The 26,996-nt window shown below is 55.9% G+C and carries 24 protein-coding genes and 2 tRNA genes; 19 read left to right on the top strand and 7 right to left on the bottom strand.

Features of this window, described 5'->3' with window-relative positions; translation table 11 throughout:
• Window positions 1–214: 214 nt before the first annotated feature.
• Window positions 215–2,536: a glycoside hydrolase family 20 protein gene (locus NQ559_RS09050; protein ID WP_026318149.1), complete on the bottom strand. Its 2,322-nt coding sequence runs from the start codon at window positions 2,534–2,536 to the stop codon at window positions 215–217.
• Between the two features lie 191 nt (window positions 2,537–2,727).
• Between NQ559_RS09050 and nadB the strand changes: the two genes are divergently transcribed.
• Both nadB and NQ559_RS09040 read left to right on the top strand, forming a co-directional pair.
• Window positions 2,728–4,284: an L-aspartate oxidase gene (gene nadB / locus NQ559_RS09045; RefSeq protein ID WP_018694611.1), complete on the top strand. Its 1,557-nt coding sequence runs from the start codon at window positions 2,728–2,730 to the stop codon at window positions 4,282–4,284.
• A gap of 163 nt (window positions 4,285–4,447) precedes the next feature.
• Entirely contained in the window at window positions 4,448–6,031 is a 1,584-nt protein-coding gene (locus NQ559_RS09040) for a peptide chain release factor 3 (RefSeq protein ID WP_022332025.1), read from the top strand.
• 202 nt (window positions 6,032–6,233) lie between these two features.
• On the opposite strand, the gene NQ559_RS09035 is transcribed toward NQ559_RS09040, so the two are convergent.
• From NQ559_RS09035 to NQ559_RS09020, 4 genes are all read right to left on the bottom strand, one after another.
• On the bottom strand, window positions 6,234–7,259 hold the full coding sequence (locus NQ559_RS09035) for a family 43 glycosylhydrolase (protein WP_018694609.1): 1,026 nt from the start codon (window positions 7,257–7,259) through the stop codon (window positions 6,234–6,236).
• Window positions 7,260–7,438: 179 nt separating this feature from the next.
• Complete coding sequence (locus tag NQ559_RS09030; RefSeq protein ID WP_018694608.1) at window positions 7,439–8,152, bottom strand: pirin family protein; 714 nt, start codon at window positions 8,150–8,152, stop codon at window positions 7,439–7,441.
• Between the two features lie 90 nt (window positions 8,153–8,242).
• Window positions 8,243–9,343 (bottom strand): acyltransferase family protein, encoded by a 1,101-nt coding sequence (locus NQ559_RS09025; protein ID WP_018694607.1) that lies wholly within the window; start codon window positions 9,341–9,343, stop codon window positions 8,243–8,245.
• A gap of 160 nt (window positions 9,344–9,503) precedes the next feature.
• Window positions 9,504–11,600: a KamA family radical SAM protein gene (locus tag NQ559_RS09020; RefSeq protein ID WP_018694606.1), complete on the bottom strand. Its 2,097-nt coding sequence runs from the start codon at window positions 11,598–11,600 to the stop codon at window positions 9,504–9,506.
• Window positions 11,601–12,266: 666 nt separating this feature from the next.
• Between NQ559_RS09020 and NQ559_RS09015 the strand changes: the two genes are divergently transcribed.
• The 11 genes from NQ559_RS09015 to NQ559_RS08965 all read left to right on the top strand — a co-directional run bounded on the left by NQ559_RS09015 (window position 12,267) and on the right by NQ559_RS08965 (window position 21,047).
• Entirely contained in the window at window positions 12,267–13,541 is a 1,275-nt protein-coding gene (locus NQ559_RS09015) for a site-specific integrase (RefSeq protein ID WP_026318148.1), read from the top strand.
• 40 nt (window positions 13,542–13,581) lie between these two features.
• On the top strand, window positions 13,582–14,349 hold the full coding sequence (locus tag NQ559_RS09010; protein ID WP_022332320.1) for a type IV toxin-antitoxin system AbiEi family antitoxin: 768 nt from the start codon (window positions 13,582–13,584) through the stop codon (window positions 14,347–14,349).
• A complete protein-coding gene (locus tag NQ559_RS09005) occupies window positions 14,342–15,247 on the top strand; it encodes a nucleotidyl transferase AbiEii/AbiGii toxin family protein (protein ID WP_026318147.1) in 906 nt (301 codons plus the stop codon). The genes NQ559_RS09010 and NQ559_RS09005 overlap by 8 nt, the downstream gene beginning before the upstream one ends.
• Window positions 15,248–15,989: 742 nt before the next feature.
• Entirely contained in the window at window positions 15,990–16,352 is a 363-nt protein-coding gene (locus NQ559_RS09000) for a helix-turn-helix transcriptional regulator (protein ID WP_018694601.1), read from the top strand.
• A gap of 7 nt (window positions 16,353–16,359) precedes the next feature.
• The gene (locus tag NQ559_RS08995; protein WP_018694600.1) at window positions 16,360–16,737 is read left to right on the top strand and encodes a DUF6291 domain-containing protein; all 378 of its coding nucleotides are present in this window, start codon (window positions 16,360–16,362) and stop codon (window positions 16,735–16,737) included.
• Between the two features lie 134 nt (window positions 16,738–16,871).
• Window positions 16,872–17,834 carry a BT4734/BF3469 family protein gene (locus NQ559_RS08990; RefSeq protein ID WP_169342426.1) on the top strand — a complete coding sequence of 321 codons (963 nt, stop codon included), beginning with the start codon at window positions 16,872–16,874 and terminating at the stop codon, window positions 17,832–17,834.
• 431 nt (window positions 17,835–18,265) lie between these two features.
• On the top strand, window positions 18,266–18,601 hold the full coding sequence (locus tag NQ559_RS08985) for a hypothetical protein (RefSeq protein ID WP_026318145.1): 336 nt from the start codon (window positions 18,266–18,268) through the stop codon (window positions 18,599–18,601).
• A gap of 29 nt (window positions 18,602–18,630) precedes the next feature.
• Window positions 18,631–19,218: a hypothetical protein gene (locus tag NQ559_RS16025; protein ID WP_309295492.1), complete on the top strand. Its 588-nt coding sequence runs from the start codon at window positions 18,631–18,633 to the stop codon at window positions 19,216–19,218.
• Window positions 19,219–19,238: 20 nt separating this feature from the next.
• The gene (locus tag NQ559_RS08975) at window positions 19,239–19,520 is read left to right on the top strand and encodes a hypothetical protein (RefSeq protein ID WP_147619860.1); all 282 of its coding nucleotides are present in this window, start codon (window positions 19,239–19,241) and stop codon (window positions 19,518–19,520) included.
• Window positions 19,521–19,575: 55 nt separating this feature from the next.
• Entirely contained in the window at window positions 19,576–20,325 is a 750-nt protein-coding gene (locus NQ559_RS08970; protein WP_051087668.1) for a hypothetical protein, read from the top strand.
• Between the two features lie 329 nt (window positions 20,326–20,654).
• Window positions 20,655–21,047, top strand: a complete 393-nt coding sequence (locus tag NQ559_RS08965; RefSeq protein ID WP_018694595.1) for a hypothetical protein — start codon at window positions 20,655–20,657, stop codon at window positions 21,045–21,047.
• Between the two features lie 303 nt (window positions 21,048–21,350).
• Here NQ559_RS08965 and NQ559_RS08960 read toward each other — a convergent pair.
• Window positions 21,351–21,425: transfer RNA gene (locus NQ559_RS08960), tRNA-Pro, on the bottom strand.
• A 71-nt stretch (window positions 21,426–21,496) separates the two neighbouring features.
• On the opposite strand from NQ559_RS08960, the gene NQ559_RS08955 reads away from it, so the two are divergent.
• From NQ559_RS08955 to rpsT, 6 genes are all read left to right on the top strand, one after another.
• Window positions 21,497–22,660: an ABC transporter substrate-binding protein gene (locus NQ559_RS08955; RefSeq protein ID WP_026318143.1), complete on the top strand. Its 1,164-nt coding sequence runs from the start codon at window positions 21,497–21,499 to the stop codon at window positions 22,658–22,660.
• Window positions 22,660–22,992 carry a WG repeat-containing protein gene (locus NQ559_RS08950; RefSeq protein ID WP_018694593.1) on the top strand — a complete coding sequence of 111 codons (333 nt, stop codon included), beginning with the start codon at window positions 22,660–22,662 and terminating at the stop codon, window positions 22,990–22,992. The genes NQ559_RS08955 and NQ559_RS08950 overlap by 1 nt, the downstream gene beginning before the upstream one ends.
• On the top strand, window positions 22,993–24,000 hold the full coding sequence (locus NQ559_RS08945; RefSeq protein ID WP_018694592.1) for an iron chelate uptake ABC transporter family permease subunit: 1,008 nt from the start codon (window positions 22,993–22,995) through the stop codon (window positions 23,998–24,000).
• A 1-nt stretch (window position 24,001) separates the two neighbouring features.
• Window positions 24,002–24,820 (top strand): ABC transporter ATP-binding protein, encoded by an 819-nt coding sequence (locus NQ559_RS08940; RefSeq protein WP_018694591.1) that lies wholly within the window; start codon window positions 24,002–24,004, stop codon window positions 24,818–24,820.
• A gap of 100 nt (window positions 24,821–24,920) precedes the next feature.
• Window positions 24,921–24,992 (top strand) — tRNA-Glu (locus tag NQ559_RS08935).
• 188 nt (window positions 24,993–25,180) lie between these two features.
• Window positions 25,181–25,432 (top strand): 30S ribosomal protein S20, encoded by a 252-nt coding sequence (rpsT, locus tag NQ559_RS08930; RefSeq protein WP_018694590.1) that lies wholly within the window; start codon window positions 25,181–25,183, stop codon window positions 25,430–25,432.
• A 479-nt stretch (window positions 25,433–25,911) separates the two neighbouring features.
• Here the strand turns inward: rpsT and thiL are convergent, their stop codons facing one another.
• Entirely contained in the window at window positions 25,912–26,949 is a 1,038-nt protein-coding gene (gene thiL / locus NQ559_RS08925; RefSeq protein WP_018694589.1) for a thiamine-phosphate kinase, read from the bottom strand.
• Window positions 26,950–26,996: the final 47 nt, after the last annotated feature.

Here is a 26,996-nt window from a genome sequence, read left to right as displayed (position 1 = left end):
ACAAATGTACGTTTTTTTTAAATCGGACGGACACCTGCGCCCGAAAAACCGCCCTTGCAAAACGACAGGAACCGTACGAAAATACCGCACGGCCCCTGCCGAAACTTATCCAAACGCCCGGGCTATCCGTCCTGCCGGCCACCCGGGCAACGCCCCGAAGGCCGCACAGGTACGCCCCGAATGTCCCGGACACTGCGGCGGGCACCCGCCGCGATTATTCCACCACGATTTCGTCCACAAACAGGAATCCCTTGCTGCCGGCGCCCGGGTGCCAGGCCGGGATCGCAGCGGCATTCTGCGCGACCACCTTCAGGTAACGGGCCGACGTTTCGGGGAACTGCATCCGGTAACGCCCGATGCCGTCGGCATCCCCGGCTTTCGCTTCGGGCACCGTGACCGAGGCCACCTCGGTAAAATCCGTCCCGTTGTCCGAAACCCACACCGTAACCGACGAGGGCGGGAATATCCAGTCGCCCTTCTCGGCGAGCGTCTCCAGCTCCACCGACCGATAGGACTGCTCCCCGCCCATGTCGATGGTCACGTCGAGCGGCTCGTCCAGATACCCCAGCCAGGCACCGCTCGTAAAGACCGGGCGGCTGTGGTAACCGTCGACCAGCAGCGAAGCCCCTTCGAAGGTATAGCTGTCGTTGGGCTTGGTATTGAGCACCGCAGGGCGCCCCGTCGACTTGCTGAATGCGAACTCCCGCGAATAGGAAGCGTTCTCGCCGCCCTCGCGCAATGCCGTCGCCCTGAAGCGGGCGCTCTTGCCGATCTCGACCGGCCCCGTGTAACGCGGGCTGGCGGCCGTGGGTTCCGAGCCGTCGAGCGTATAGTGGATCGGAGCGTCGCCCTGCGTGGTGAGGGTCATCACCACGGCGCCCTTCTGCGGGTCTACGGCATACGATCCCTTGATCCCGAAGATATGTTTGGCGAATGCGTACCCCATCTGCGAATAAATCCTGTCCATGCGGAACCCGTCGCGGAAACGCACCCAGTCCTTCACCCCGGGCTGGCACCACTGCACCTCGCTCAGCGCCGCCAGACGGGGCAGGAGCATGTATTCCAGGTGGTCGTCAGAAGCGATGTACTCCGTCCAGAGGTTTGCCTGCACGCCGAGGATATGCGCCTGCTGCCCGGGTGTCAGATCGGCCATCGGGTCGAACGAATAGACTTTGTCGATGGTCACGCAGCCCCCGATCCCGAAGGGTTCGGCATCGGCGTCGGGCGACTGGTAGTAGTCGAAATAAAAATGCGAATTGGGGGTCATGATCACGTCGTGGCCGAGCTTCGCGGCCTTGATGCCGCCCGCGCTGCCGCGCCACGACATGACGATGGCGTCCGACGGCGCCTGTCCTTCGAGTATCTCGTCCCAGCCGATGATGCGCCGGCCGCGTTCGGCCAGGTATTTCCCGATGCGGTCGGTCACGTACCCCTGCAGGTAGTGTTCGGCCGTATAGCCGTCCTTGTCCCTGAGCCCCAACTGGCGGATACGCGCCTGGCAGCGGGGGCATTTCTCCCAGCGCACCTTCGGGCACTCGTCGCCGCCGATATGGATCAGCTCCGACGGGAACAGGCCGACCACCTCGTCCAACACGTCCTCCAGGAATTCGAAGGTCTTCTCCTGCCCGGGGCACAGCACGTCGTCGGCCACGCCCCAACGGCCCCACACCTCATACGGGCCGCCCGTACAGCCTAACTCGGGGTAAGCGGTCAGCGCCGAAAGCATATGGCCCGGCAGGTCTATCTCGGGGATCACCGTAATGGCGCGGTCGGCCGCATACGCCACGATGTCGCGGATCTCGTCCTGCGTATAATAACCGCCGTAGGGCGTATTGTCGTAGTTGTCCCACTCCTTGCGGATCATGGTTTTCTTGCGGATGCTGCCCACGGTCGTCAGCTCGGGGTACTTTTTGATCTCGATGCGCCACCCCTGGTCGTCGGTCAGGTGCCAGTGGAAGCGGTTGAGCTTGTGGATCGACATCACGTCGAGGTAGCGTTTCACCTCTTCGACCGAAAAGAAATGGCGCGCCACGTCGAGGTGCATGCCCCGGTAAGCGAAACGCGGGGCATCCTCGATGCTCACACACGGCAGCACCCACTCCTCGCCGGGCGCAGGCTCCGTCCCGTAAACCGCCGCGGGCAGCATCTGCCGCAGGCTCTGCACGGCGTAGAAAAAGCCGGGGAAACGCGACGCACGGACTTCGACGCCCTTCGGGGTGACATCGAGCCGGTACCCCTCTTCCGGCAGCGTTTGGTCGAGGACGAAGCGGATGCCCGAGGCGGGAAGCTCGTCGGCGACGGTCACGGGGTTCTCCCCGCCGGAGGTTTTCGCCAGCTGCGCGGCGAATTCCGCCACGGCGCGCTGCGTCCGCTCGTCGGCACGGCTGTCGCACACGACGCCTTCGCCCTTGACGGCGAACGTCCCGTGCCCGGGTTCGAGGTGGTTGGGATAAGGTACGATCGAGATTTTTGGATCGTGGGTGGCGCAGGCGGACAGACACACGCCTGCGGCAAAGGCCAGTAGCAATTTTTTCATAGAATAATCAGGGTTGTATCGTGACAAAAGTAGGAAAAAATCCGGATATGGCCCGCTGCGGAGGGAAATATAGCCGACAGAAACGGGCATCCACAGCGGATCGCCCTGTTTTTGCACAGGTTTTTCCCGGCGGAAGGCCCGATTACCGGGCATTTTTTATAACTTTGCGTCGCATAATTGCTCACAAAACTATGAAAACCGACTTTCTGGTTATCGGTTCCGGCGCAGCGGGCCTTTCGTTCGCGCTCAAGGCCGCGGCCCACGGGCATGTCACGATCGTCACGAAGGGCGAAATGAACGAGTGCAATACCAACTTTGCACAAGGCGGCATCTGCTCGGTGACCTACGCCCCGGACACATTCGAAAAACATATCCATGACACCTTGGTCTGCGGAGCCGGCAAATGCGACGAAAAGGCCGTCGGACTGGTCGTGCGCCGGGCCCCGGAGCTGATCCGCGACCTGATCGAATGGGGCACGCGCTTCGACAGGACTCCCGACGGACGTTTCGAGTTGAACCGCGAGGGCGGGCATACCGAACCCCGCATCCTCCACCACGAAGACCTCACGGGCGCCGAGATCGAACGGGCGCTGGTCGAGTCGGTTCGCCGGCACCCCGGCATCACGGTGCTGGAACACCATTTCGCCATCGACCTCTTGACGCAGCACCACCTGGGCGAATTCGTCACGCGCCATACGCGCGGGCTGGCCTGCTTCGGCGCCTATGTGCTCAACCTCGCTACCAACGAGATCGAGACCATGCTCGCCAAGTTCACCGTCGTCGCCACGGGCGGCTGCGGCAATATCTACTCCACGACCTCCAACCCGGTCGTCGCCACGGGCGACGGCATCGCCATGTGCCACCGCGCCAAGGCCATCACCGAGAACATGGAGTTCATCCAGTTCCACCCCACGACGCTCTACAACCCCGGCGAGAAACCCAACTTCCTCATTACGGAAGCCATGCGCGGTTTCGGTGCCATCCTGCGCCTGCCTTCCGGCGAGGAGTTCATGGACAAATACCACCCGATGAAATCGCTGGCGCCGCGCGACGTGGTGGCCCGCGCCATCTACCGCGAAATGACCAAGCGGGGCTCGGACTTCGTCTACCTCGACGTCACGCACAAAGACCCCGGAGCCATCCGCAGCCACTTCCCCAACATCTACGAAAAATGCCTTTCGATCGGCATCGACATCACCCGCGACTGGATTCCCGTGACGCCCGCGGCGCACTACTGCTGCGGCGGGGTGAAGGTCGACACCAACGGCGAGACCTCGATCAGGCACCTCTACGCGCTGGGCGAAACCTCCTGCACGGGGCTGCACGGAGCCAACCGCCTCGCTTCCAACTCGCTGATCGAAGCGGTGGTCTATGCCGACCAGGCCGCACGCCACGCTGCGTCGCTGCTCCCCAAGGTCGACATCCAGGAGGGCATCCCCGACTGGGACTTCGAAGGCACGCAGCACACCGAGGAGATGCTGATGATCATCCAGTCCAAGCGCGAGATGCAGACCATCCTGTCCAACTACGTGGGCATCGTCCGCTCGAACCTCTCGCTCAAACGCGCCATGCGCCGCCTCGAGATACTCTGGCAGGAGACCGAGGAGCTCTATAACAAGACCAAGCCCAACCGCGAATTGTGCGAGCTGCGCAACATGATCGCCGTAGCCTACCTGGTAATCAAACAGGGCCGCGAGATCAAGGAGTCGGTCGGCTGCCACTACAACGCCGACTACCCGAAAGAATAACAAAGGTTTAAAATTACCGAGATATTCCGGCCGCATGCGACAAGCCTCTCCCCCGGGAGGGATTTGGGGCGGGCCAGGCTTGCAAACACGGCCCGAAGCCGTGGCAACAGCAGTCGCCGGCACCGGCTGCGCCGGATCCCGGCAGAAACATTCGAACAAATACATGACATTACAGGAAGAAATCACACGCCGCCGCACCTTCGCGGTCATCGCCCACCCCGACGCGGGTAAAACCACCCTCACCGAGAAGCTGCTGCTCTTCGGCGGTGCCATCCACGTCGCCGGGGCGGTCAAAAGCAACAAGATCAAGAAAGGCGCCACGTCGGACTTCATGGAGATCGAGCGCCAGCGCGGCATCTCGGTCGCCACGGCCGTGATGGGCTTCGAATACAAGGGCACCAAGATCAACATCCTCGACACCCCGGGCCACGAGGACTTCGCCGAAGACACCTACCGCACGCTGACGGCCGTCGATTCGGTCATCATCGTCATCGACGGCGCCAAGGGCGTCGAGTCGCAAACCCGCAAACTGATGGAGGTGTGCCGTATGCGTTCGACGCCGGTGATCGTCTTCATCAACAAACTCGACCGCCCCTCCAAGGAGCCTTTCGACCTGCTGGACGAGGTGGAAAAGGAACTGCGCATCCGCGTGCGGCCGCTGGCCTTCCCCATTTCGAACGGCCCCACGTTCCGCGGGGTCTACAACCTCTACGAAAAGAACCTCTCGCTTTTCACGTCGGACGAAAAACTCACCGCCGACGCCCAGACCGCCGAGATTTCCGACCTCGCGTCGCCGGAGCTGGACAGCTACATCGGAGCGAAATTCGCCGAACAGCTGCGCTCGGACGTCGAGCTGGTCGAAGGCGTCTACGACGAGTTCGACCGCGAGGCCTACCTGCGCGGCGAGCTGGCCCCCGTGTTCTTCGGCTCGGCGGTCAACAACTTCGGCGTGCGCGAACTGCTCGAATGCTTCGTCCGCATCGCCCCCTCGCCGCGCCCGGCGCCCACCGCGACCCGCACCGTGGAGCCCGCCGAGCCGAAGATGACGGGCTTCGTGTTCAAGATCCACGCCAACATGGATCCCAACCACCGCGACCGCATCGCCTTCCTGAAAATCTGCTCCGGGACGTTCGAGCGCAACCATAACTACCTGCACGTGCGCAGCGGCAAGCAGCTCAAGTTCTCCTCGCCGACGGCCTTCATGGCCGAAAAGAAATCGGTCATCGACTTCGCCTACCCGGGCGACATCGTCGGCCTGCACGACACGGGCAACTTCAAGATCGGCGACACCTTCACCGAGGGCGAGAAGCTCAAATTCACGGGCATCCCGTCGTTCGCCCCCGAGCAGTTCCGCTACATCGAGAACGCCGACCCGCTGAAATTCAAGCAGCTCGCCAAGGGCGTCGACCAACTGATGGACGAAGGCGTGGCGCAGCTGTTCGTATCCTCGCTCAACGGCCGCAAGATCATCGGCACGGTCGGGGCGCTCCAGTTCGAAGTCATCCAGTACCGACTCGAACACGAATACAACGCCGCCTGCCGCTGGGAGCCGATCTCGATCTACAAAGCCTGCTGGATCGAGAGCGACAACGCCGCGCAGCTGGCCGATTTCAAGCGCCGCAAGCACACCAACATGGCCGTCGACAAGCACGGCCGCGACGTCTTCCTCGCCGACACGAGCTACGGGCTGGCGCTGGCGCAGGAGAATTTCAAGGACATCCGCTTCCACTTCACCTCGGAGTTCTGATCCGGGGGGGGCTGTCCGATCCGTAAAAATCCCGGCGGGAACCCATGTGGGATCCCGCCGGGATTCTCTCTTCCTGCCGGCAATACGCCTGCCCCGGCCGCGTCAACCGCGATGCCGCAGGCAGGTCGCAGGTACGGACGGCGCAGACAGGTCACAGGCATGGACGCCGCACGCACGGACATCGCACGGCCTGCCAGCCGGGCTACTCGAAAACGGGAGCTTCGGCACTCCGGGCGGGTACGTGCCCGCGCACCTCGGGCCACCCGTCATTCCATTCGATCCGGTCGAGAATCAGGTAACGCGGCCCGCCCACCTCGAGCCGGGTATGGTACAGCATCCAGTCCTGCCCCTTGTCGTCGGTAACGAATTCCGCATTGTGCCCCGGGGCGACAAACCCGTTGCCGTTGCCCACGACCAGTTCGTGGTGCACGCCGAGCATGTCGCGTCCCGCACGATCGACATAAGGCCCCATCAGCGACCGGCTGCGGCCGACGACCACATGGTAATCCTTCATGAAATCGCCCGTCGAGACGATCAGGTAATAGTATCCGTCCCGCTTGTGGATGTAGGTGCCCTCGTACTGGTCGCCGGCGATCTTACGCTTCCCGGCCCCGGGTTTGAGCGATAACCCGTCGTCCGCAAGTTCAATCGCCCAGATGCCCCGGAAACTTCCCCAGAACATGTACTTGTGTCCGTCCTCCTCGATGTAGAACTGGTCGATCGAAATATCGACCCCGATCTCGTCGCTGCCGATCAGTTTCCCGTGGTCGGTAAAGGGCCCGACAGGCGAGGGGCCCGACGCCACGCCGATGGCGTGCTTGTTGTTCTCCCCCGGCTGGGAATAATACAGCACATACCTGTCGCCGATCTTGTTGATGTCCGGCGCCCAGAGGTTGGCCCCGGCCTTGTCGGTTATCTGCGGATGGTTCTCCGCCGTAAAGACCTCGCCGACCTTCGTCCAGTTCACCAGGTCGGACGAGCGCAGGATGGGGATGTTGTTCTTTCCGCTCTCGGTCGCATAGAGGTAGAAATTCCCGTCCTCGGCGCGTATTACCGTGGGGTCGGCCACGAGGAATTCCCTGAAAACCGGGTTCTTGTAGCTCTTTGCCCCGGGGTTCCCGGGCAGGGGATCCCCGTCCCCGCTGCGGGCGGGTTCGGGCGTGCCGCAGGCACAGGCCACAGGCAGTAACACCGCCATGAAGGCGAGTGCGACGAAATAATTTTTCATAGCGTATCTCATTTACGAATTCAACGATATTTTACCGGAACCGGCAAACAAAGATACGAAAAATACACAGTCTTCGGCCGGGCGGAAGGGGATTTCCGTTTCCGCCCGGCCGGTGCGGCACGGCGGCAATAAAAAAAGCCTGCTGGAAACCAGCAGGCTTTCACCTATATATCCGCCCGTTACCGCATCGGCACCTCGATCACGAGCACCTGTGCGTCGGCCGAAGCCTCGATGCGGAACCCGTCGGTATCCCAGACCCCCATGCCGTCGCGGCGGCCGAGCACTTCGCCGTCCACCTCGACCAGCCCTTCGATCACGAAGACATAGGCCCCGTTCCCGGGCGTATGCATCCGGTATTCAACGTCATGCCCCTTGTCCAGGTCGAGCGTCGAGAACCAGGCATCCTGATGGAGCCAGCCCGTGTTTTCGCCACCGCGGCCTTCGGGGGCCACGATCGTCCTCAATTCGTTACGCTTTGCCGGCGCCAGCCGGATCTGGTTGTAACGCGGCGTATGGTTCTCCGCATCGGTCAACACCCATATCTGCAGGAATTTCACGGGCTCCGTGTCGCTGGCGTTCATTTCGCTGTGCGTAATGCCCGTCCCGGCCGACATGACTTGGATCTCGCCCGGGCGCAGCTCCTGCATGTTCCCCATGCTGTCGCCGTGCCGAAGCGCACCTTCGAGCGCAATCGACACGATCTCCATGTTATCGTGGGGATGCGTCCCGAATCCTTCGCCCGGGGCGACCGTATCGTCGTTGAGCACCCGCAGGGCGCCGAAATGGATTCGCCGGGGGTCGTAATATCCGGCAAAACTGAACGTATGGTAGGTATCGAGCCAACCATGGTTGGCGTGTCCGCGCGTCTGTGCGCGGTGAATCGTCTTATTCATAGCAATGATTTTTTATTATACAATCGGTTGGGCGTGAAGCAAACTCCGCGCCAGCCGCGCCTGCGCGCAGCACCTGACGGAATCCGCAGGCTACACCTTCAGAAAGACGTTCTTTCTGTAAAGGAAATAGAGAAACAGCCAGCAGACGGCCACATAGCCGGCACTGTCGACCACGGCGGCAAGCGCCTCCGGGCATTTCGACGCCACGCCCCCGAGGAAGAAATCGGATATGCGCCCGAAGCCCACGATACGCTGGGCCAGATAGATCGTGATCGAATTGAGTCCCACGACGCGGAAGAAGAGCGTCCAGCGGCGCCATCCCCTGACGTCGATCAGGTAGTAGAACAGGGCGAACATCGCCAGCGAATAGGCAGCCACGACACATACGAACGTGCTCGACCACAGCGATTTGTTCACAGGCACCACCCCGTTGAAAGCCAGCCCTGCGACCAGCAGCGCCACGGCCGCCGCAATCATCCACGACGCCTTGCGGCCGCCCGACAAGTCCTGCCGCCGCACGAATTCCCCCGTAAACATGCCCAGCATGGCCGTCACCACGGCGGGCACCGTACTCAGCAGCCCCTCGGGGTCGAATGTCTTGCCGTACAACTTACCCGGCAACAGCAGCCGGTCGACATACCCTGCCAGGCAACCCTCCCGGGTCAATGGCCCTGCGCCCGCGACGTCGGGTGCCGCCACCAGCGCCGACAACAGGCCGTAACCGACCAGTATGGCTGCAGCGATCGCAATGCGCGCCTTCACCCCGAAATTGAGGTACAGCACCGCGGCTATGCCCCATGCAAGGCCGATACGCCCCAGTACGCTGGCAATACGCAGGTTTTCGAAATCGAGCCTGAACAACCCGTTGTAAACCACCCCCAACAACACCAGCGTCAGCGCGCGGCGGACGATCTTTGCATAGATCGTCCCGGTCGGCAACCCCAGCGAACGCTGCTTGGAAAGCGAAAAGGGGAAGCTCACCCCGGCAATGAAGAGGAACAGCGGAAAGATCGTATCGTGGTGGGTGAAGCCGTCCCAGCTGGCATGCCCCATCTGGCTGGCAATGCTGTCGGTCACAGCGTTGGGCCACAAGCCGCACACGGCGACGACGAGCGAGGCGAACCCCATGATAAAGAGCATGTCGAACCCCCTCAGGGCATCGAGCGACTGCAATCGTTCGGACGGTTTCATAATTCGGGTGCTGTTCTTCCGGCCCGATCCTTGTCAGTGATCCTTCTTCGACCGGCCCTGTTATACTTTACACAAAGATAATAAGAATTTCTGATATATCCAAATATATCGGGGCCCGGCGGAGCGCATCCGGCCGGGCCCCTGCTTTTTCCACCGGCAACTACTCCAGCTCCAGATTGCTCACCCGGTCGGTCACCCCGAACGGGAAGTCGGGGTAGACGTACAGCCCGAAACGCGGCTCGGTCTGACCGTGCGTGTAACCCCAGATGCTGGCGTAATCCTCCGCGTCCTCGCCCATCTTCTCCAACTGGCGCAGATAGGCCGCCACCGACTTGTTCTCCACGATGTAGATCTCGCCCATACGGTCGATGATCGGGCTGTGGCGGCGCGTACGGTCGTGGTCGAAACGCAGGATACGCTTCCCCTCGGCCGTGATGCCCACCAGCCGGAAGGTCATGCTCTTGCCGATGGCCGGCAGGTTCAGCACACTGCGGTCGGTGGCCAGGAACGGCAGCCGGTGTTTCTTCATGAAGCGGCGGATGCGCCCGGCCGTGTCGCCCTCGCCGGTCAGCGCCGCATCCAGTTCCGCGGTCTGCTCAGCGGTCATCCGCCCGAAGAGCTTCTCTTCCTGCTGCTCCTGCATCGAGCGGCTGTTGGGCGTGAAGACGGTGTAGTTTTCGCCGAAGCCCTTCACCGAGAAGGTATAGTAACAGACCACGCCCAGCGAGTTGAGCACCTGCCTCAGCCGGGTGGTATGCCCGCGGCGCGATGCCGCGACGGTATATACCAGCTGGTTGGTGATGAGCCACCCGGCGGAAAGTATCTTCCGGATAGCCTCCCGCGCCTCGGGCGTCACCTCCAGCGGCGACTGGAAATGCGTCTGGATGACGAACTGCTTCACGCCGACGGCCGAGGCCTTCTCCCGGAACTCCTTCAGCACCTCCACCAGCTGGTCGTCGATGCGCATCGGCAGGTAAGCCGGCAGGCGCGACCCCAGCCGCACGCGCTGCAACTCGGCATATTTTTCACCGTCGGGACGCGCCTGGTTGGCCTTGCGCTTGCGGCAGGCCATGCGGTAGACCGCCTCGAGGATATTGCGCAGCGTCTTGTTCTGGCTCATCAGGGCGTCGCCGCCCGTGATGAGGATGTCGCGCAGCTGCGTGTCCTCCTCGAAATAAGCCATCAGGCGGCGCAGTTTGTGATCCCAGCTCTCCTTGGGGCGCAGGCTCTCGAACTCGAAATTGAGCCGTTCGCTCTGAAAGTCGTACATCCGCTGGCACGAGGCGCACAACCCGCCGCAGGCACGCCCCATCGTATCGGGGATCAGGATCGCCACTTCGGGATAACGGCGGTGGATATTGTGCCCGTCGGGCAGCAGCCACCCGGCCGCATTGGGTTTTCCGGCCTCGACAACGTCCTCCTTCTCCCAGGCGCGGATATTCCCGTAGGTCTCGACCAGCTGCGGCGAATAGAGGATATAGCTGCGGATCGCCTCGTCGTCGTACGCTTTGCCGGTGATGTCCAGCAGCGAGAGGTAATAGGGCGTGGCGAAGAACGGCATCCCCTTTTTGCGGGCCTTCGACAGCAGGTACATGGTCTCCGCCGAGAGCGAGTTGCCCAGAAACCGGTTCAACTCCGAAGGGCTCTTCACGGCCATCGCCAGGTGGAACCGGAAATCGCCCCACCAGACGCCTACCTGACGGTATTTATCCTCGTAGGTCATCCCCTCCTCGAAACGGAACCGCGAAGGGGTCGACTTGCGGTTCTCGATCTTCTGCACCAAGAGGTGGAGCATACGCTCCCTGTTCTGGGCGCGCACCTCCGCCACCTCGGGATCGAGCCCCGTTGGCCAGCGATCGCTGCGGATACGGACGCGCTGCGGCGTGAGCGGCTGCAACTCCAGCCCCTCAAGGCGCTTGAACTGGAAAAACAGGTCGATGAACAGGTCGCAACGCATCTCCGGGTTCTCCAGCCGCCCCGTGAGGAACTGCCACAGCAATTCCAGCGTCCGCACGGGCATCTGCTCACCGGTCGAAAGTTCGCTCACCTCCCGCCCGTCGTAGCCGATCAGCAGGCGGATCTGTTCCGCCGCCTCGCCCTGCGCCGCCGCATGCCGGGCGACGAACTCTTCGAGCCGGGCCCGGAACTCCCCGGCATCGCGGCTCGCATCGGCCTGGGCAACAAGTCCCGGCAGCTCCTGGCGGAAAAACAGCCCGAGCTGGTAAAGCGTGAATGAAAGCATTTTCCTTTGTTTCATAAGCACTATCGTTTATTTTTTCGTTATAATTTTCGGATGCGGGCGGCAATGTCCCCGGTACGGTCGTCAGCGTACGATAAAAAGGGCACGGCGCAATAAAATCACAGATACACCCGGAACCGCAGGCTCCCCTGCAAATTCCTCCGCATTCGGACGATATTCCCGGGAAAAGGGCATTCCTCCGGGCAAATATCAAAAACTGCCGCCCACAGGCGAGCCGGCAAGAATCGGCGGCCTCACAGCAAAAAAACGACGGCCGCCATACGGAATCCGTCACAAAGATAGTAAAAAAATTGACATTTCCCGTCTGCGGTCAGCCGGGGTTCCCGCACCGCCCGCATCTTCCGCCCTTGTATATAAGAACGTATTTTCCCCGCAGAATCGTATTCCCCCGCCCGCACAGCCCTACCCGTACGAACAGATACAAAAACAAGAAAGCCTCGACAATCATCAGATTATCAAGGCTTTTCGAAAAGTCGGGGTGACAAGATTCGAACTTGCGACCACGCGCCCCCCAGAGGAGAAATTTATTTTTTCCGATAAAAGTAATTAACTTTATTTTAGTATATTTACATCACGTACAGAGAATTGCGATTTTGCCTTATTGTCATCTATTGCGATTTTTCTTGTACCACTTTTGTACCACCATCTATTTTACATCGGAAAATGGCCTACTCTGTTCGCATCGTTTTACGGAAATACAAACCCAATTCAATGGGGTATCACATTCTCCAATTATGCGTCACTAAAAACAGCAGTCGCAAGCGCATCAGTCTGAAATTATACGTCGATCCGGCCTATTGGGACAATTCGGCCGAACGACTTACCATCGAACGGAATCTGAAAGGCGAAAAGCAGCGGGAGGCCAATAAGAAACGAATTCAGGACAATGCTTTTTTGGACAAAGTCAAAGCCCGCGCCCGCGAGATTATCGAGAAATTCGAGATAGACGGCATCGACTGGACACTGAACCAATTTGAGGAAACATTTTTGAACCCCTCCAAGCAGGGAAAATTCTGCGCATACCTCGAAAATCACATCCAAACATTAAGGGATACCGGACATACGGGCAACGCCAAATGCTATTTCGAAACGCTTCGACTGCTCAAATATTACGACGGCAAACTGAGTCAACGGCTGTTTTCCGACATCGACCTGCGTTACGTGCGCAATTTCGATACGTTCCTGCAAAAGCGGGGTTGCAAGGGCAATACCCGCAAATATTATTTCAAGGCATTGCGGGCTATATTGAATCAAGCGAAACGAGAAGGTGTCGGTTCGGAAGCGACCTATCCTTTCGTCAAAGGCGGCTTCGAGATTGCCAAGTTGGAAGAAGCGACCGAGAAACGCTACCTCCCGCCTCAAGACTTGCAAAAACTCAAAGATACGCCCGCACAGAATCCCCAAAACGAATACGCCCGGCAACTCTTTCTTTTTTCTTACTACTGCTACGGAATGTCGTTCGTCGATATGGCCTACCTTACGACCGATCATATTCAACGGCTGGCTGACGGGAATTATATCGTTTACAAACGCAACAAAATCAAGCACCAAAAGAACGCAACTGCCATCCGAATCCACATTACGCCGGAGATTCAGGGATTGATCGAACAGCTGAAATCTGCCTCGCCAACCGTCGAAAATTATTTGTTACCGATCATCACTTGTTCCGGCTATACGGGCGAGAAGCTATACAACCACATCCGAAGCCGTTACGCCAAATATCAGAAATATTTGAAATCGTTGGCCGAAGAACTCGGCATCGATTATCATTTGACCAGCTATGTAAGCCGTCATACAATGGCAATGACCTTGCAATACAATAAAATCCCGCGCGAAATCATTTCGCAGATGCTCGGTCATGCCGACCTTGAGACGACCAACACCTACCTCGACAGCTTCGACAACAAGGTAATCAACGAGGCGGCAAAAGTTTTGTAATAAGCCGACAATGGTTTAATATTTTTTGTATATTTGCGCTATGAGCGTAAAAAACGAGTCGAAAATAAACCAATTACTGCAAGAGGTTCCGGCTGGAGCCGTGTATCTGACCTCGTGGATGAAGCAAAATAACATACCGCATTCCACCCAACACAGATACGTCGAATCCGCTTGGCTGACCCCCATAGGCACGGGTGCAATGATCCGCACGGGCGATACGCCTACATTATACGGAGCCATGTACAGCCTCAATACACAGGCTGACAAACATCTGACAATCGGAGCCATGTCGGCATTGGAGATACACGGATATTCGCACTACCTCCCGATGGGCAGGCCAACCGTTTCGCTGTCTGCGCCACAAAAGGAGTATTTACCGCTTTGGTTCAGAAAATACGACTGGGGAGTTACGCTCCGGCTGTTTACCACCGAAATATTCAATTCCGACACCGGAATCACCACCACCCGACAAGGGGTTTTCGAGTTGCCGATCTCTACCCCAGAACGGGCATTTATGGAGTGTCTGCACCTCGCTCCGCAATATTACGACATTACCGACCTCTATTATGTGATGGAAATGCTGTCGATACTCCCGCCAAAGAATGTGCAACGACTGTTGGAGGAGTGCCGTTCCGTCAAAGTGAAGCGGCTGTTCCTCTTTATGGCCGAAAAGGCCCATCATGCGTGGTTCGGGGCCCTCAACCTCGACAAAATAGACCTCGGCAGTGGCAAGCGGGTAATCGCCAAAGGAGGCGTTTACGATAAGAAATACCAAATCACTATTCCGGCAGAACTGAAAAATGATTAATCAAGAGTACAAAGAGCGCGTGCGGCTGTTGCTCCGCATCATCCCGATTATTTCGACGGAAGAATGTTTTGCCGTTCACGGCGGCACGGCAATCAATCTGTTCGTGCAAAATCTGCCGCGATATTCGGTAGACATCGACCTGACCTATATTCCCGTCGAGCCGCGGGAAGCAAGCCTCGCCCATATCAAAGAACGGCTGAAAGCGATAAAGGCAAAGATCGAGGCTGCAATACCGGGCATTGCAATACGCGAAGTTCCCAACAAATTGATCTGCACCCATAACGGGCATTTCGTCAAAGTAGAGGTAAACGACGTGAAGCGCGGCATTATCGCACCGCCCATCGAATTGCCCTTATGCGACCTCGCCCAAGAAGATTTCGGCGTATTCTGCAGAGCCCGCATCGTTCCGCTGTCACAACTCTACGGTGGCAAGATCACGGCGGCACTCGACCGCCAGCACCCGCGCGACCTGTTCGATGTAAGTCTGATGCTCGATTATATCAAAGACTTTGACCAGATCAAGCGCGGTTTCATCTTCTGCCTGCTGGGAAGCGACCGCCCGATCTTGGAGTCCCTTAATCCTAATTTCAACGACCAGCGCGACGCCCTGACCAACCAATTTGAGGGCATGTCCTCAACGCCGTTCACCTACGAGCAGTACGAAGCGACCCGCCGCCGACTGGTCGAGTATATCAACGACCATCTGACACCGACCGACAAAGCATTTTTACTCGGATTCGAGGACGGGACGCCGGATTGGGACGCATCGGAATACCAAGATTTCCAGCATTATCCGTCGGTTCAATGGAAGCTACTCAATATTAGAAAGCTGAAAAGGAAAAATCCACAAAAGCATGAGGACGGCATAATCAAGTTGCAAAATTATTTTGGATTCTAATGTACGAAGACATAGTAGATTACGATGACTTTTCAGAAAGAGTAGGTTCTGAAAACGACATCCTTGACCTAATTTACAATGAAATTTGGAAGAGAACATATTGCCCTAAATGCGAAAGATTCAACACCCACAGCAGAAGCAAATACGCTTCAAAAAATATTCTTTGTCATCATTGCAGTATACAATGGTCTATCCTGCAAGAGACAATATTTTTCAAGACACGCATCGATTTAGTTAAATGGAGCTATGTCATCTATGCAATATCGTTTTACCCCCGAAAAGTATCTGTTAAATGGCTCATGACCGAATTGAAAATCAACTCCTATAACACAGTCTGGCATATGGCAAACAAAGTTAAAACTGTTGCCAACCATAGCCCAAAAGACAAATGTATTTTCAGAGAATTAGAAAAAATATTTCGTCGGCATAGATTTATATAACAGGATATAAAATTCATATAACAGGATAAATTATATAAACGACACAAAAACCGCATAAAAAAAGCAAAAAAACTTCAGCCAATAGTATCTTTTCCTACATTACATCTTATAATCAATACAATATGACTGGGAACACCAGTCATATTTTTTGTCTAATCCATAAAAAAACGATATAAAATCTTCAAAATAAAAATACACAAAATATTGACAATCAATATTTATAAGGAATATTTATAATAAAATCAAAATACTGTCAAAATATCCATTCGTATTAGGAGTGCATAACTTAATTTTTTAAGATTATGCATACTAATTCTTTCTCAAAATTCGGGGATGATTTCCCCATCGCGGGACTCTCGGTAAAGCAATTTATCGAACTCTGCGTGAGCCTCGGCTTCGGCAATCGCCCCAACTCTTATCCTAATAAGCCGGAATCACCTCCACCAGAAATTATGGGCATCAATGATGTGATTAAACTTACAGGCTATTCAAAGGCCACGATCTACAAGTTCACACATCAACGACTCATCCCATTTCATAGACCCGCCCACGGGGGACGGCGCTTGGTGTTCATCCGACAGGAAATCGAAGACTGGATGAAAGAGAATTCAATCCCCACCGTCGGGCAATACTGTAAAGAACAATTAAAAAAACTTAATAATTAAAAAATTTATGAAAACAGAATTTAACCCTTTGGAAGCACTGGCCGACATTTCTGAAGACGAACTGAATGAATTTATCGAACTACAGGAGGAAGCTCCCAAGAAGCGCCGGAGACAAAAACCCCGAGAATCCTTTGTGTGTTTCATCTCATTTTACGAATCTATTAAATTAATGCCGGAACGGCTCCATTTAAGAGCATTCAGAGTATTGATGGATTATGCATTCTATCAGAAGGAACCGCCTACAAAGACACCAACACGTATTATGCAATCTTTCGTCAGTTGGCGGAAGCAGGTGGATGTGAACTCGCAAAAATATGATAGAAAAGTCGAGAGTAATTGGGGCGGGAAAGATGATGACGAGAAAGCGGATAATGACGGGACTTAAAACATCCCGTCTTATTTCTCAGAGCAATAACCGGACTAGAAACATACAAGAAACAGGCAACAAGTCAATACGCAAAACACTGAATAACAAAATCATACCCACAACCATCGGATAAAATGATAATTTCAAACGCAATGAACCAAAACAATAAACTCACACTCTCAAGGACAAACACCGTTGTTAGGATTCCAGAAGACATTGTTGGGCCTCAAGTTTCGCTCTTTGCAAACGTAGTTAGCACAACCCCTGTCGCAACGGTCGATTTATGGACATTTTTATTAACGACCTCCTACCAAAATATAGTAGACGAATATCGAGGCACTAAAGATCCGGACATACGCGCCAAAATCAAGAAATTCGAGATACCGTGCGTAACCGTTGCCGGTGTATTCGACACACGCGCCAAAAAGAGGCTTCAACATCTTCATAGCGGCTATATCTGCATCGATATTGATGGGAAACAAAACCCCCGTGTAAAAGGGCGATGGAACTTGGTCAAAAATATGTTGAAAGAAAGAATCAGCAGTTTATGCTATGCTGGGCTATCTGTTGGAGGCGATGGATTATGCTGCATCTTTCGAATAGCTTATCCTGAACGCCATAAAGCTCACTTTTATGCTCTCGTGGACGAAATACAAGAACGGACGCCACTAATCGTCGATGAAAGTGGCAGCGATGTCGTAAGGCTGCGTGTGGCCAGCTATGACCCTCACCCCTATTTCAACCCTGATGCTCCTCCGTACTTGTATTACAAGCCGAACAAATACAGTGCGCCGCGCAGGGGGAAGAAGGCTCGAAACGCCGAAATGGATGTAGTCACAAAACAACGGGCATATTCACTGATAAAAATAATTCAGAAAAAACAGATTGATATCACTGTTGGACGTGCCGTTTGGAAATCCATCGGACAAGCTCTCGCCAGTGAATTTGGGCCCGAAGAAGGGTTACGACTTTTCCACTTGGTAAGTAAATGGCATCCCGATTACGATCATACTGAATGCGATGAAATGTTTGACTGGTGTATCAAAAATCACGATGATGTGGATATAGCTACTTTCTTTTATCATTGTCAAAGGTATAATATAACTTTCAAATAACCCCATCGTGCCGCGAGTGAAGCCGGAGCCCTTCAAGGCTCCAGCTTTTTTATTATATCTGCATCCCTGCGTAGATAATACCCGAAAGCATGTTTGGCGAAATTTGCACAACAAGGCCCCGATGGGTGTCGTCAATTACGAAATATTTTTTACCTTTGTCTTGTCGCGCAAGCGGCGTATATTGGTGAAAGTGTTTCGATTTAACCTCGAATAGGAATCTGGAAAATTCAATTTGCTGAGGGTAAACGACGGCACTCATCACTTGTATTGGTATGCGAGATTAATCCCCATACTATACAGGTGTGGGGTCTTGTGTCAGTTTATTTCAGCAAAGGTATTCCAGAACCTCTATTCGAATAAAACGGGCAGCTCCACACTTTCTTTTTGTAATCATGCCAAGTCGGGGCTGGGTGGCGCAAACACTTACCGTCATGGAGAAAATTACAGCCTACTCGATTCTCAAAGAATTAGGTAACGATGCGTTGTACAAGTACATTTACGAGAACATCGCCGAACCCACCTTTGACTCGCACCGGGTCACCAATCCTTTTCCGCAAGATTTCAAAGACTATTACGAACGTATGTTGATCGCACATGCGGACGAAGGCGACATCCGGAATCGTAATGTAATCATCGCAAACCGTATAGGCATCTATCTCGGTCACAACAGCAGGGATTTGCAGATTGAAAAGATCGGAGAAGTTACGTCTACAAACATGAACGGAGAAGAAACCCCGACTTCGCTTTGGAGAAAAACAACCATGTAACACTACCTTTACTATCTAATAATAAAACTATGGAAGAATTTTACTCACCTGTATGGCAGGAATACCTCGGTGGAGTGAGCGGCATTGTATTTACAATCATCATCATTCTTTTATTCGTTTTCACGTTTCGATACTTGCGTAAAAAGCCTATTTCGCCCACTGCTCCGTCCCAAGTTCCGCAGGCACCGGATGAATTGCCGACAGTCGAAACCTCACAACCAGAACCGCTATTGATTCATTGCCCGGCCTGCGGGACGGAAATATCCCGTTACGCCCCGTCGTGCCTAAAATGCGGGCATCCAATCTGCCCGACCACGAATCCGAGAACCACATCACCGACAGATCATAACCAGACGATCATCATTCAGCAGCCCGTTCGTCAATCTAACGGGACAGGAACCGCCGGATTCGTTTTATCTCTTATCGCCCTGATTCTATCATGGTTCCCGGGAGTAGGCTGGGTGGTTTGGTTTCTGGGATTCATACTGTCTTTCATCGGCATATTCAAAAGCCCGCGAGGCTTAGCGATTACGGGCTTTATCATTTCAATAATCGACCTGATTATTTTAGTTGCACTGGTCGGAACCCTTGCCGGTATAGCCTCAATTTTATTGTAATATATAAAAAAATTAACTATATGCAAAGAATCACAAACAATATTTCAGCAAATTTAACATCAACCCAAGCGACAGAAAAAGCAATGTATAACATGGGTAAATTAGGATTTATACTATCTCTTTTTTCAATTCTTGGAAGTGGTGTCATATCGCCAGCATCCCTTATTATTTCCTGCATTGGAGCAACTTATCGTCAAACGAAACTAACAACGGCAGGAATAATTATTTCATCAGTCATGTTGTTACTATTCTTAATCGGCTCTTGTTTTGTCTATTATTACCTCTCTCATGAAGAATATTAATAGCACCTTTAGTGTATGCCGCAGCGTTCTTACGTTCAACTTATAATCTTTTCCCATGAATACAACTATTAGCTCAGACAATAATGAACAGACTCAAATACAAAATAATCGCATTGGAACAGCCGGACTTGTATTAGTCCTTATGTCGTTCATATTATTTTCTTTCGAAGGGTACATCATAAATTCATTAAACGATAAGAGTCTGTTTTTCACACTTATTTTACCAGTCTTAATAGGGAATTTATGGTTATTGGGACTAATATTTTCTATTATAGGCCTCCGCATTAACCCCAAGGGCAGAGCAATAGCAGGATTAATCATCTCTCTATTGCCGATTCTATTTGCTGCAATAAGTACTATGAGTCCCCAAATATCAACACCTATCCATTTTGAAAACGAATTAAAAGAACGCAAAGCACAGGTCATCGAACGCATCAAGGATGTCCGCACCGCTCAGCGTGCGTTCAGAGCCGAATATCAGCGTTATGCCGAAGATTTCGACGAATTGGAGAGATTTCTTCATGCAAATCCAACCGAATTAAGATGCGACATCGAGCAACTCCGTTACATTCCCAATTCCGACAACGAGTTTATCTTGGAAACCGGATTTACCAAGACATCCTCTAATCGTACCGGCCCTTTCATAGAAGTTCGTGCCCCCTACAAACTCTTCCTCGATACGATTAAATACCGGCAGGAAATAATCAATCTAATTGATGAAGAAGTAAATGTTTTCGACCGTTATCCCGGCATCAAATTCGGCTCGACAGATGAAGCCGATAATGATATTGGTAATTGGGAATAAAATTAATTTCTCGTATATAATTCCGGTCGAGGATAAAGCACATAGTTATAAGTTGTTATCCACATCCTTTCTGAGTCTTTATCCCGACCGTTCTTAGTTGTCCCGACCTGCCGCAACCCGGCAGGTCGCTTTGTTAAATCCCGACAGAAGATACTGCGATGCGATTACGGCTCATGTAGCCGGAAACTCGATAAAATTCATTAACCGCCTGTTTCAAGCCTGTGTATAGGGCTTAAATAAGCAAGCCGCAACGGCGATCTACCAGTACATATCGGCAGAAACGACCTGCGTATTCACAGCCGGAATGTATTACCCAAAAACAAAATCACATGAAAAACAAAGAAGAAATCAGACACTATCTTAACATCCAATTCAGCCCATCGGAAGACGATATGGTGCAAATCGTCCGGAACGATTTCGACCGTATTTTGAATAGCGCGGCATCTTGTGCCCTAATTACGGTCGAGGGTGCAATGCCCGTCTTGGCAGAACAACTCCGCACCGAATTGGAAGCCCTGCACATCGAAGCCGACCTCGACGTGGTTGTAAAAGTAAGCTATCATCCCGCATCGGAGATTAGTTTCGACGACCTATGCAGCCTTTTAACCGTCATCCACGAATTTGCCCCGCAGGTTAATATCGTCTGGGGCTGCGGCACGGATGCAAAACTGGCGGAAACCGACTATTCAATACTGTTGCTGATCGGGACATCGGCAGAGTAAATTTGCAAAACCTGCCAATATGTTTTGGCAGGTCGCTTTGTTAAATTCCGATAGAAGATACTGCAACGCGGTTACAGTCCATATAGCCATGCCCCCGATAAAATTCATTATCCGCCTGTTCGGAGCGACTGTATAGGCCCAAACACAGCAACTACCCAACAACCAAATACTTAACGACTGAGACTAAAATTTTCGGATGGCGACCATTTATGTACCACTTGTGTACCACCGCCACTTTTCTGGCTATACATCACAAAAGAAAAATCCTTGATATTCGATTAAATATCAAGGATTTTCCATCAGTCGGGGTGACAAGATTCGAACTTGCGACCACGCGCCCCCCAGACGCGTACTCTAACCGGGCTGAGCTACACCCCGTAGCGTTTCGGAGTGCAAATATAGTGTATTTTTCACAAATCGTCACATTTCTGCGGGATTTTTTTCTAATTTTGTCCTCAATGAAACGATTCGCACTTCTCATAGCGGTATTCTTCGGGTTCCTGGCCAGCGGCTGCGGAGGCTCCGCAACGCGCTCTGCCGCAGATTTCACAATCGAGGTCTACACACCCGAATATGCTTCGGGATTCGACATCCGCGGCTCGGACAAGGACGCCGCGACCCTGGTCACCGTCCGCAACCCGTGGCAGGGAGCCGGCAACGTCGAGCAGCACCTGCTCATCCTGCGCGAGGGGGCCAAAGCCCCGGCGGGCCTCGACGCCCAGGTCGTGAAAGCCCCCGTGCGGCACGTCGTCTGCATGTCTTCGAGCCATGTGGCCATGTTCGACGCCCTGGGCGAGGTGCGGCGCATCTCCGGTGTTTCGGGCATCGATTACATCAGCAACACCTACGTCAACGAACACCGCTACTGCGGCGAAGTGCGCGACGTGGGATACGACACCAACCTCAACTTCGAACTGCTGGCCTCCATGCGGCCCGACCTCGTCCTGCTCTACGGCGTGACGGGCGAAAACACCGTCGTCACGGGCAAACTCCGCGAACTGGGCATTCCTTATATATATATTGGGGACTATATGGAAGAGTCGCCTCTGGGCAAGGCCGAATGGCTGATGGTGGCCGCCGAGCTGTGCAACGTCCGCGACAAGGGTGCCGAGACTTTCCGCGGGATCGCCGCACGCTACAACGCGCTCAAGGCCCGAATCGCGGGGGCAGCCGGCGGTTCCCGCCCCAAAGTGATGCTCAACACGCCCTACCGCGACACCTGGTTCATGCCCTCGTCGCGGAGTTTCATGGTGCGCCTGATCGAAGACGCCGGCGGCGAATACGTCTACACGAAAAACAACTCGGACACCTCGGTCGCCGTCGACCTCGAAGAGGCCTACCTGCTGGCCTCGGCCGCCGACACGTGGATCAACGTCGGCCCGTGCAATACCCTGGCCGAACTCACGGCCCAGAACCCCAAGTTCGCGGACGTCCCCGCCGTTCGCAACCGGCAGGTCTTCAACAACAACCGCCGCCAGACCCCTGCCGGAGGCTCCGATTTCTGGGAGTCGGGCGTCATACGCCCCGACCTGGTGCTGCACGACCTGTGCGCCGTCTTCAATCCCCAAGCCGCCGACACCGCGGAACTCTACTACTATAAACGGCTCGAATAATGAAACGGCTCGCAATGCTCCTGTCGGCTCTGCTCTGCCTGCAAACGGCGGCATCGGGCGCGGAACCGTGGTTCCGCTACTTCTCGGACGGGCGCGCCGTCATCAAACGGGGTTCGCTCTACGGCTTCGCCGACCGCAACGGCACCGAAGCCATCCCCTGCCGGTATACCAAGGCCTATCCTTTCCACGACGGCATCGCCATGGTGCGGCAGGGCTATGAAGTCTTCGCCATCGACACCCTGAAGAAATCCCCCAGGTGGACGCCCGGCACGGCCAACGGCGTCCCCGTCGACGTACGTTACGAAACCTCCTTCAAATTCCAGTACCGCTAAATGGCAGTCGGCAGAACCACATTTCTTTTCACGGCGCTTGCGCTGCTGACCGTGGTGCTCTTCACGGCCGACCTCCTGGTCGGCTCGGTCGCCGTGGCGCCCGCCGACATCTGGGCGGCACTCACGGGCGGCGACTGCGACCCCGCCATACGGGACATCATCCTGCGGATACGGCTGCTCAAAGCCGTCACGGCACTTCTGGCCGGCGCGGCGCTCGCCGCCAGCGGCCTGCAGATGCAGACCCTTTTCCGCAACCCGCTGGCCGGGCCCTATGTGCTGGGCATCAGCTCGGGCGCCGGGCTGGGCGTAGCGCTGTTCCTGCTGGGGGCTCCCCTGCTGGGCGTCTCGGCGCACTCGTTCGTGCAGTCGCTCGGCATCGCCGGCGCGGCATGGCTCGGCGCGGCACTCGTGCTGCTGGTCGTGATGGCGGTCAGCCGCCGCATCAAGGACATCATGGTCATCCTCATCCTGGGCATGATGTTCGGCTCGGGCATCAGTTCCGTAGTCGAGATACTCCAATACCTGTCGAGCGAGGCGGCGCTCAAATCGTTCGTCATCTGGACGATGGGGTCGCTGGGCGACGTCACGGGCGGCAACCTCGCCCTGATGCTCCCGGTCATCGCCGCGGGGCTCGTGCTCAGCGTCGCCGCCATCAAGCCGCTCAACCTGCTGCTGCTGGGCGAAAACTATGCCCGCACGATGGGGCTCAACGTGCAACGCACCCGTACGCTGCTGTTCCTCTCCACCGTACTGCTGGCCGGTACCGTCACCGCCTTCTGCGGCCCCGTGGGCTTCATCGGGCTGGCCGTCCCGCACCTGGCACGCATGCTCTTCGCCAGCGCCGACCACCGCATCCTCATGCCGGGGTCGATGCTCGCGGGCGCCGCCCTGCTGCTGGTCTGCGACCTCATTTCGAAAACCCTGGCGCTGCCGATCAACACCGTCACGGCCCTGATGGGCATCCCGGTGGTCATCATCGTCGTCGTCCGCAACCGCAACCTCTTCTAAAATGGCAGCCGACATCCTCCATACCCCCCGACCGCACGCCGGCCCCGCACCCGGGGCACCGGGCATCTCGCTGCACGGCCTCACCCTCGCCTACGGCCGCCGCGTCCTGCTGCGCGACGCCGACGCCGTGCTCCCGCAAGGGTCGATCACGGCGCTCATAGGCCGCAACGGGACGGGCAAAAGCACCCTGCTGCGGGCGATCGCCGGGCTGGGCACGGCCGCCGGCGAGATCCGGCTCTGCGGCAAGCCCCTCGCCGCGCTCACCACGCTGCAACGCGCCTCCATCGTCAGCTTCGTCACCACCGACAAGATACGCATCGCCAACCTGGCCTGCGAGGATGTCGTCGCCCTGGGCCGCGCGCCCTACACCAACTGGATCGGGCACATGCAGCAGGCCGACCGCGACATCGTGTCACGCTCGCTCTCGCTGGTGGGCATGTCGTCGTTCGCCCGCAAGACCATGGATCGCATGTCCGACGGCGAATGCCAGCGCATCCTGATCGCACGCGCTCTGGCGCAGGACACCCCCGTGATCCTGCTCGACGAGCCCACGGCCTTCCTCGACCTTCCCAACCGCTACGAACTGGCGTCGCTGCTGCGCCGCCTGGCACACGAAGAGGGCAAATGCATCTTCTTCTCGACGCACGACCTCGACGTGGCGCTCGGGCTCTGCGACGCCACAGCGCTCATCGACACCCCCGCACTGCACTGCATGTCGGCGGCCGACATGGCGGCGAGCGGCCATATCGAACGGCTTTTCGCCGGCGCGGGCATCTCGTTCGACCCTGCGACGCTGACCATCCGGCTCGCAAAAAAATAGAATATCCAATATTTTTCCGCCAATTTTTTGTTAAACTCACTTTTTTATTTACCTTTGCACCGCTAAAGTCACCCTTTCGGGGGTATGCGATAGTGGTATTGGCCCATTCGTCTATCGGTTAGGACGCAAGATTTTCATTCTTGAAAGAGGAGTTCGACTCTCCTATGGGCTACGAACGAGGAGGGCTGCGGAGCGGCACGGAACCGGGGGGGGGCTCCCGACCGGCAACCGGGACAGCAAAAACGGCAGGCCTCTACGGGTGAATACTTTTCAAGGAGCGGGCTTCAGGCCTATCCGCACACAGCCACGGCTGGAACCGATTTAGCAACTGAAAAAGTAAAAAATAAAAAACACAGAATTATGGCAAACCATAAGTCATCGAAAAAACGCATTCGCCAGACCGCGGCCAAGCGTGCCCACAACCGTCTGTACCACAAGACAGCACGTAATGCCGTGAAAGCACTGCGCAACACCTCGGAGAAGAGTGCCGCCGAAGCCCTGCTCCCCAAGGTAACCACCATGCTGGACAAGCTCGCCAAGCACAATATCGTGCACAAGAACAAGGCCGCAAACCTGAAGAGCGCCCTCCAGCTGCACGTGAACGCACTTTAATCCGGCCGGATGCAAAGCCAGAAGCTGCCCCTGTGGCAGCTTTTTTTATTCCCCTGCGCCAAGCAACGGTATCTGCCACCGTCCCGCCAGCCCGGGCACAGCGCACACATACGTTCCGGCATACACGGCACACTCCGCTCCCGTCACACGGCGCCCGTCCCCGGGAACAGCACCCACGCCGGCCCGCACGGCACGGCAGACGGACAATCCTCCCGGCACCCCCGCACAAGACTCAAGGCACGCCCCACGCCGCACACCGCTCACCGCTCACCGCTTACCGCTTACCGCTTACCGCTTACCGCACGTTCCACACCGCACCTGGCTCCCGAATACGCCTTGTACGACAAAGCCGTCCGCATCGCTGCGGACGGCTTCCGTTTTTCCCCGCCGGGCATCCCCGCGCGGCCCTACCTTTCCCGGGAGTCCTGATCCTCCGGCGGCCTCACTCCCGCCCGGAAAACCCGGATCCGTCCCCGGAATCACTCCTTTTCGGGAAAGCCCTGCGCCTTGAGGCGGATATCCGCGCCGTCGGGCGTCACCAGGTATACCCCCGTCGACTCGGGCGTTATGTGGCCGATGACATCGACGCACCCCATGCGCATCACCTGCTCCTGCAAGGCCAGCGGCACCGTGAACAGCAATTCGTGATCTTCACCGCCGTTGAGCGCCGCCACGACCGGGTCGGCATTCAGTTCCTCCGCCAAGGCATAGGTCTGCCTTGCGATAGGAATCCGGTCGAGGTATATGCGGGCCCCGCATTTCGACGCCTTGCAAATCTGCATCAGGTCGCTGGAAAGCCCGTCCGAAAGGTCGATCATCGACGTCGGTACGATGCCCTCCTCGGCCAATGCCTCCACAATGTCCTTGCGCAGGCGCGGCTTGAGATACTTCTCCAGCAGGTATTCGTACCCTGCGAACTTCGGTTCCGGGTCTTTCACGTCTGCGAGCACCCGCTTCTCGCGCTCCAGCAGCCGCAGCCCCATATACGCCGCACCGAGGTTGCCCGAAATACAGATCAGGTCGTTCTGCTGTGCGCCGCCGCGCGACACGACCTTCTCCTTCGGGGCATGTCCCAGCGCCGTGAGGCCCAGCACCAGTCCGGTCATCGAAGCCTTCGTATCGCCCCCCACGAGGTCGATCCCCTGCTCCCTGCACGCGAAGGCAATCCCCTCGTACAGATCCTGCAACGCCTCCACCGACATTTTGGACGACACGCCGAGCGACACCATCAGCTGCGAAGGCAGTGCGTTCATCGCCAGTATATCGCTCGCGGCCACCGTCACGGCCTTGTATCCCAGGTGCCTGAGGGGAAAATAGGTCAGGTCGAAGTCTATGCCCTCCAGCAGTGCGTCCGTCGAACAGAGCACCGCCTCGCCGGACGGCGGCATGACGACCGCCGCATCGTCGCCCGCAGCGCGGAGCGTCGAAGCGTCCGCCGGGTCGAACCCTCTGGTCAACAGGTCTATCAGGCCGAATTCACCCAGCTCGGCGATTTCGGTGCGTCGTTTCTTTTCCATATTATAAATTTTTTTACAAAATTACGGATTCTTTACTCTTTCCCAAA

The organism is Alistipes onderdonkii (genome assembly GCF_025145285.1).
GTDB lineage: Bacteria > Bacteroidota > Bacteroidia > Bacteroidales > Rikenellaceae > Alistipes > Alistipes onderdonkii.
The sequence above is the reverse complement of the archived record's forward strand: the minus strand, read 5'-3'. Positions and strand labels throughout refer to the sequence as shown.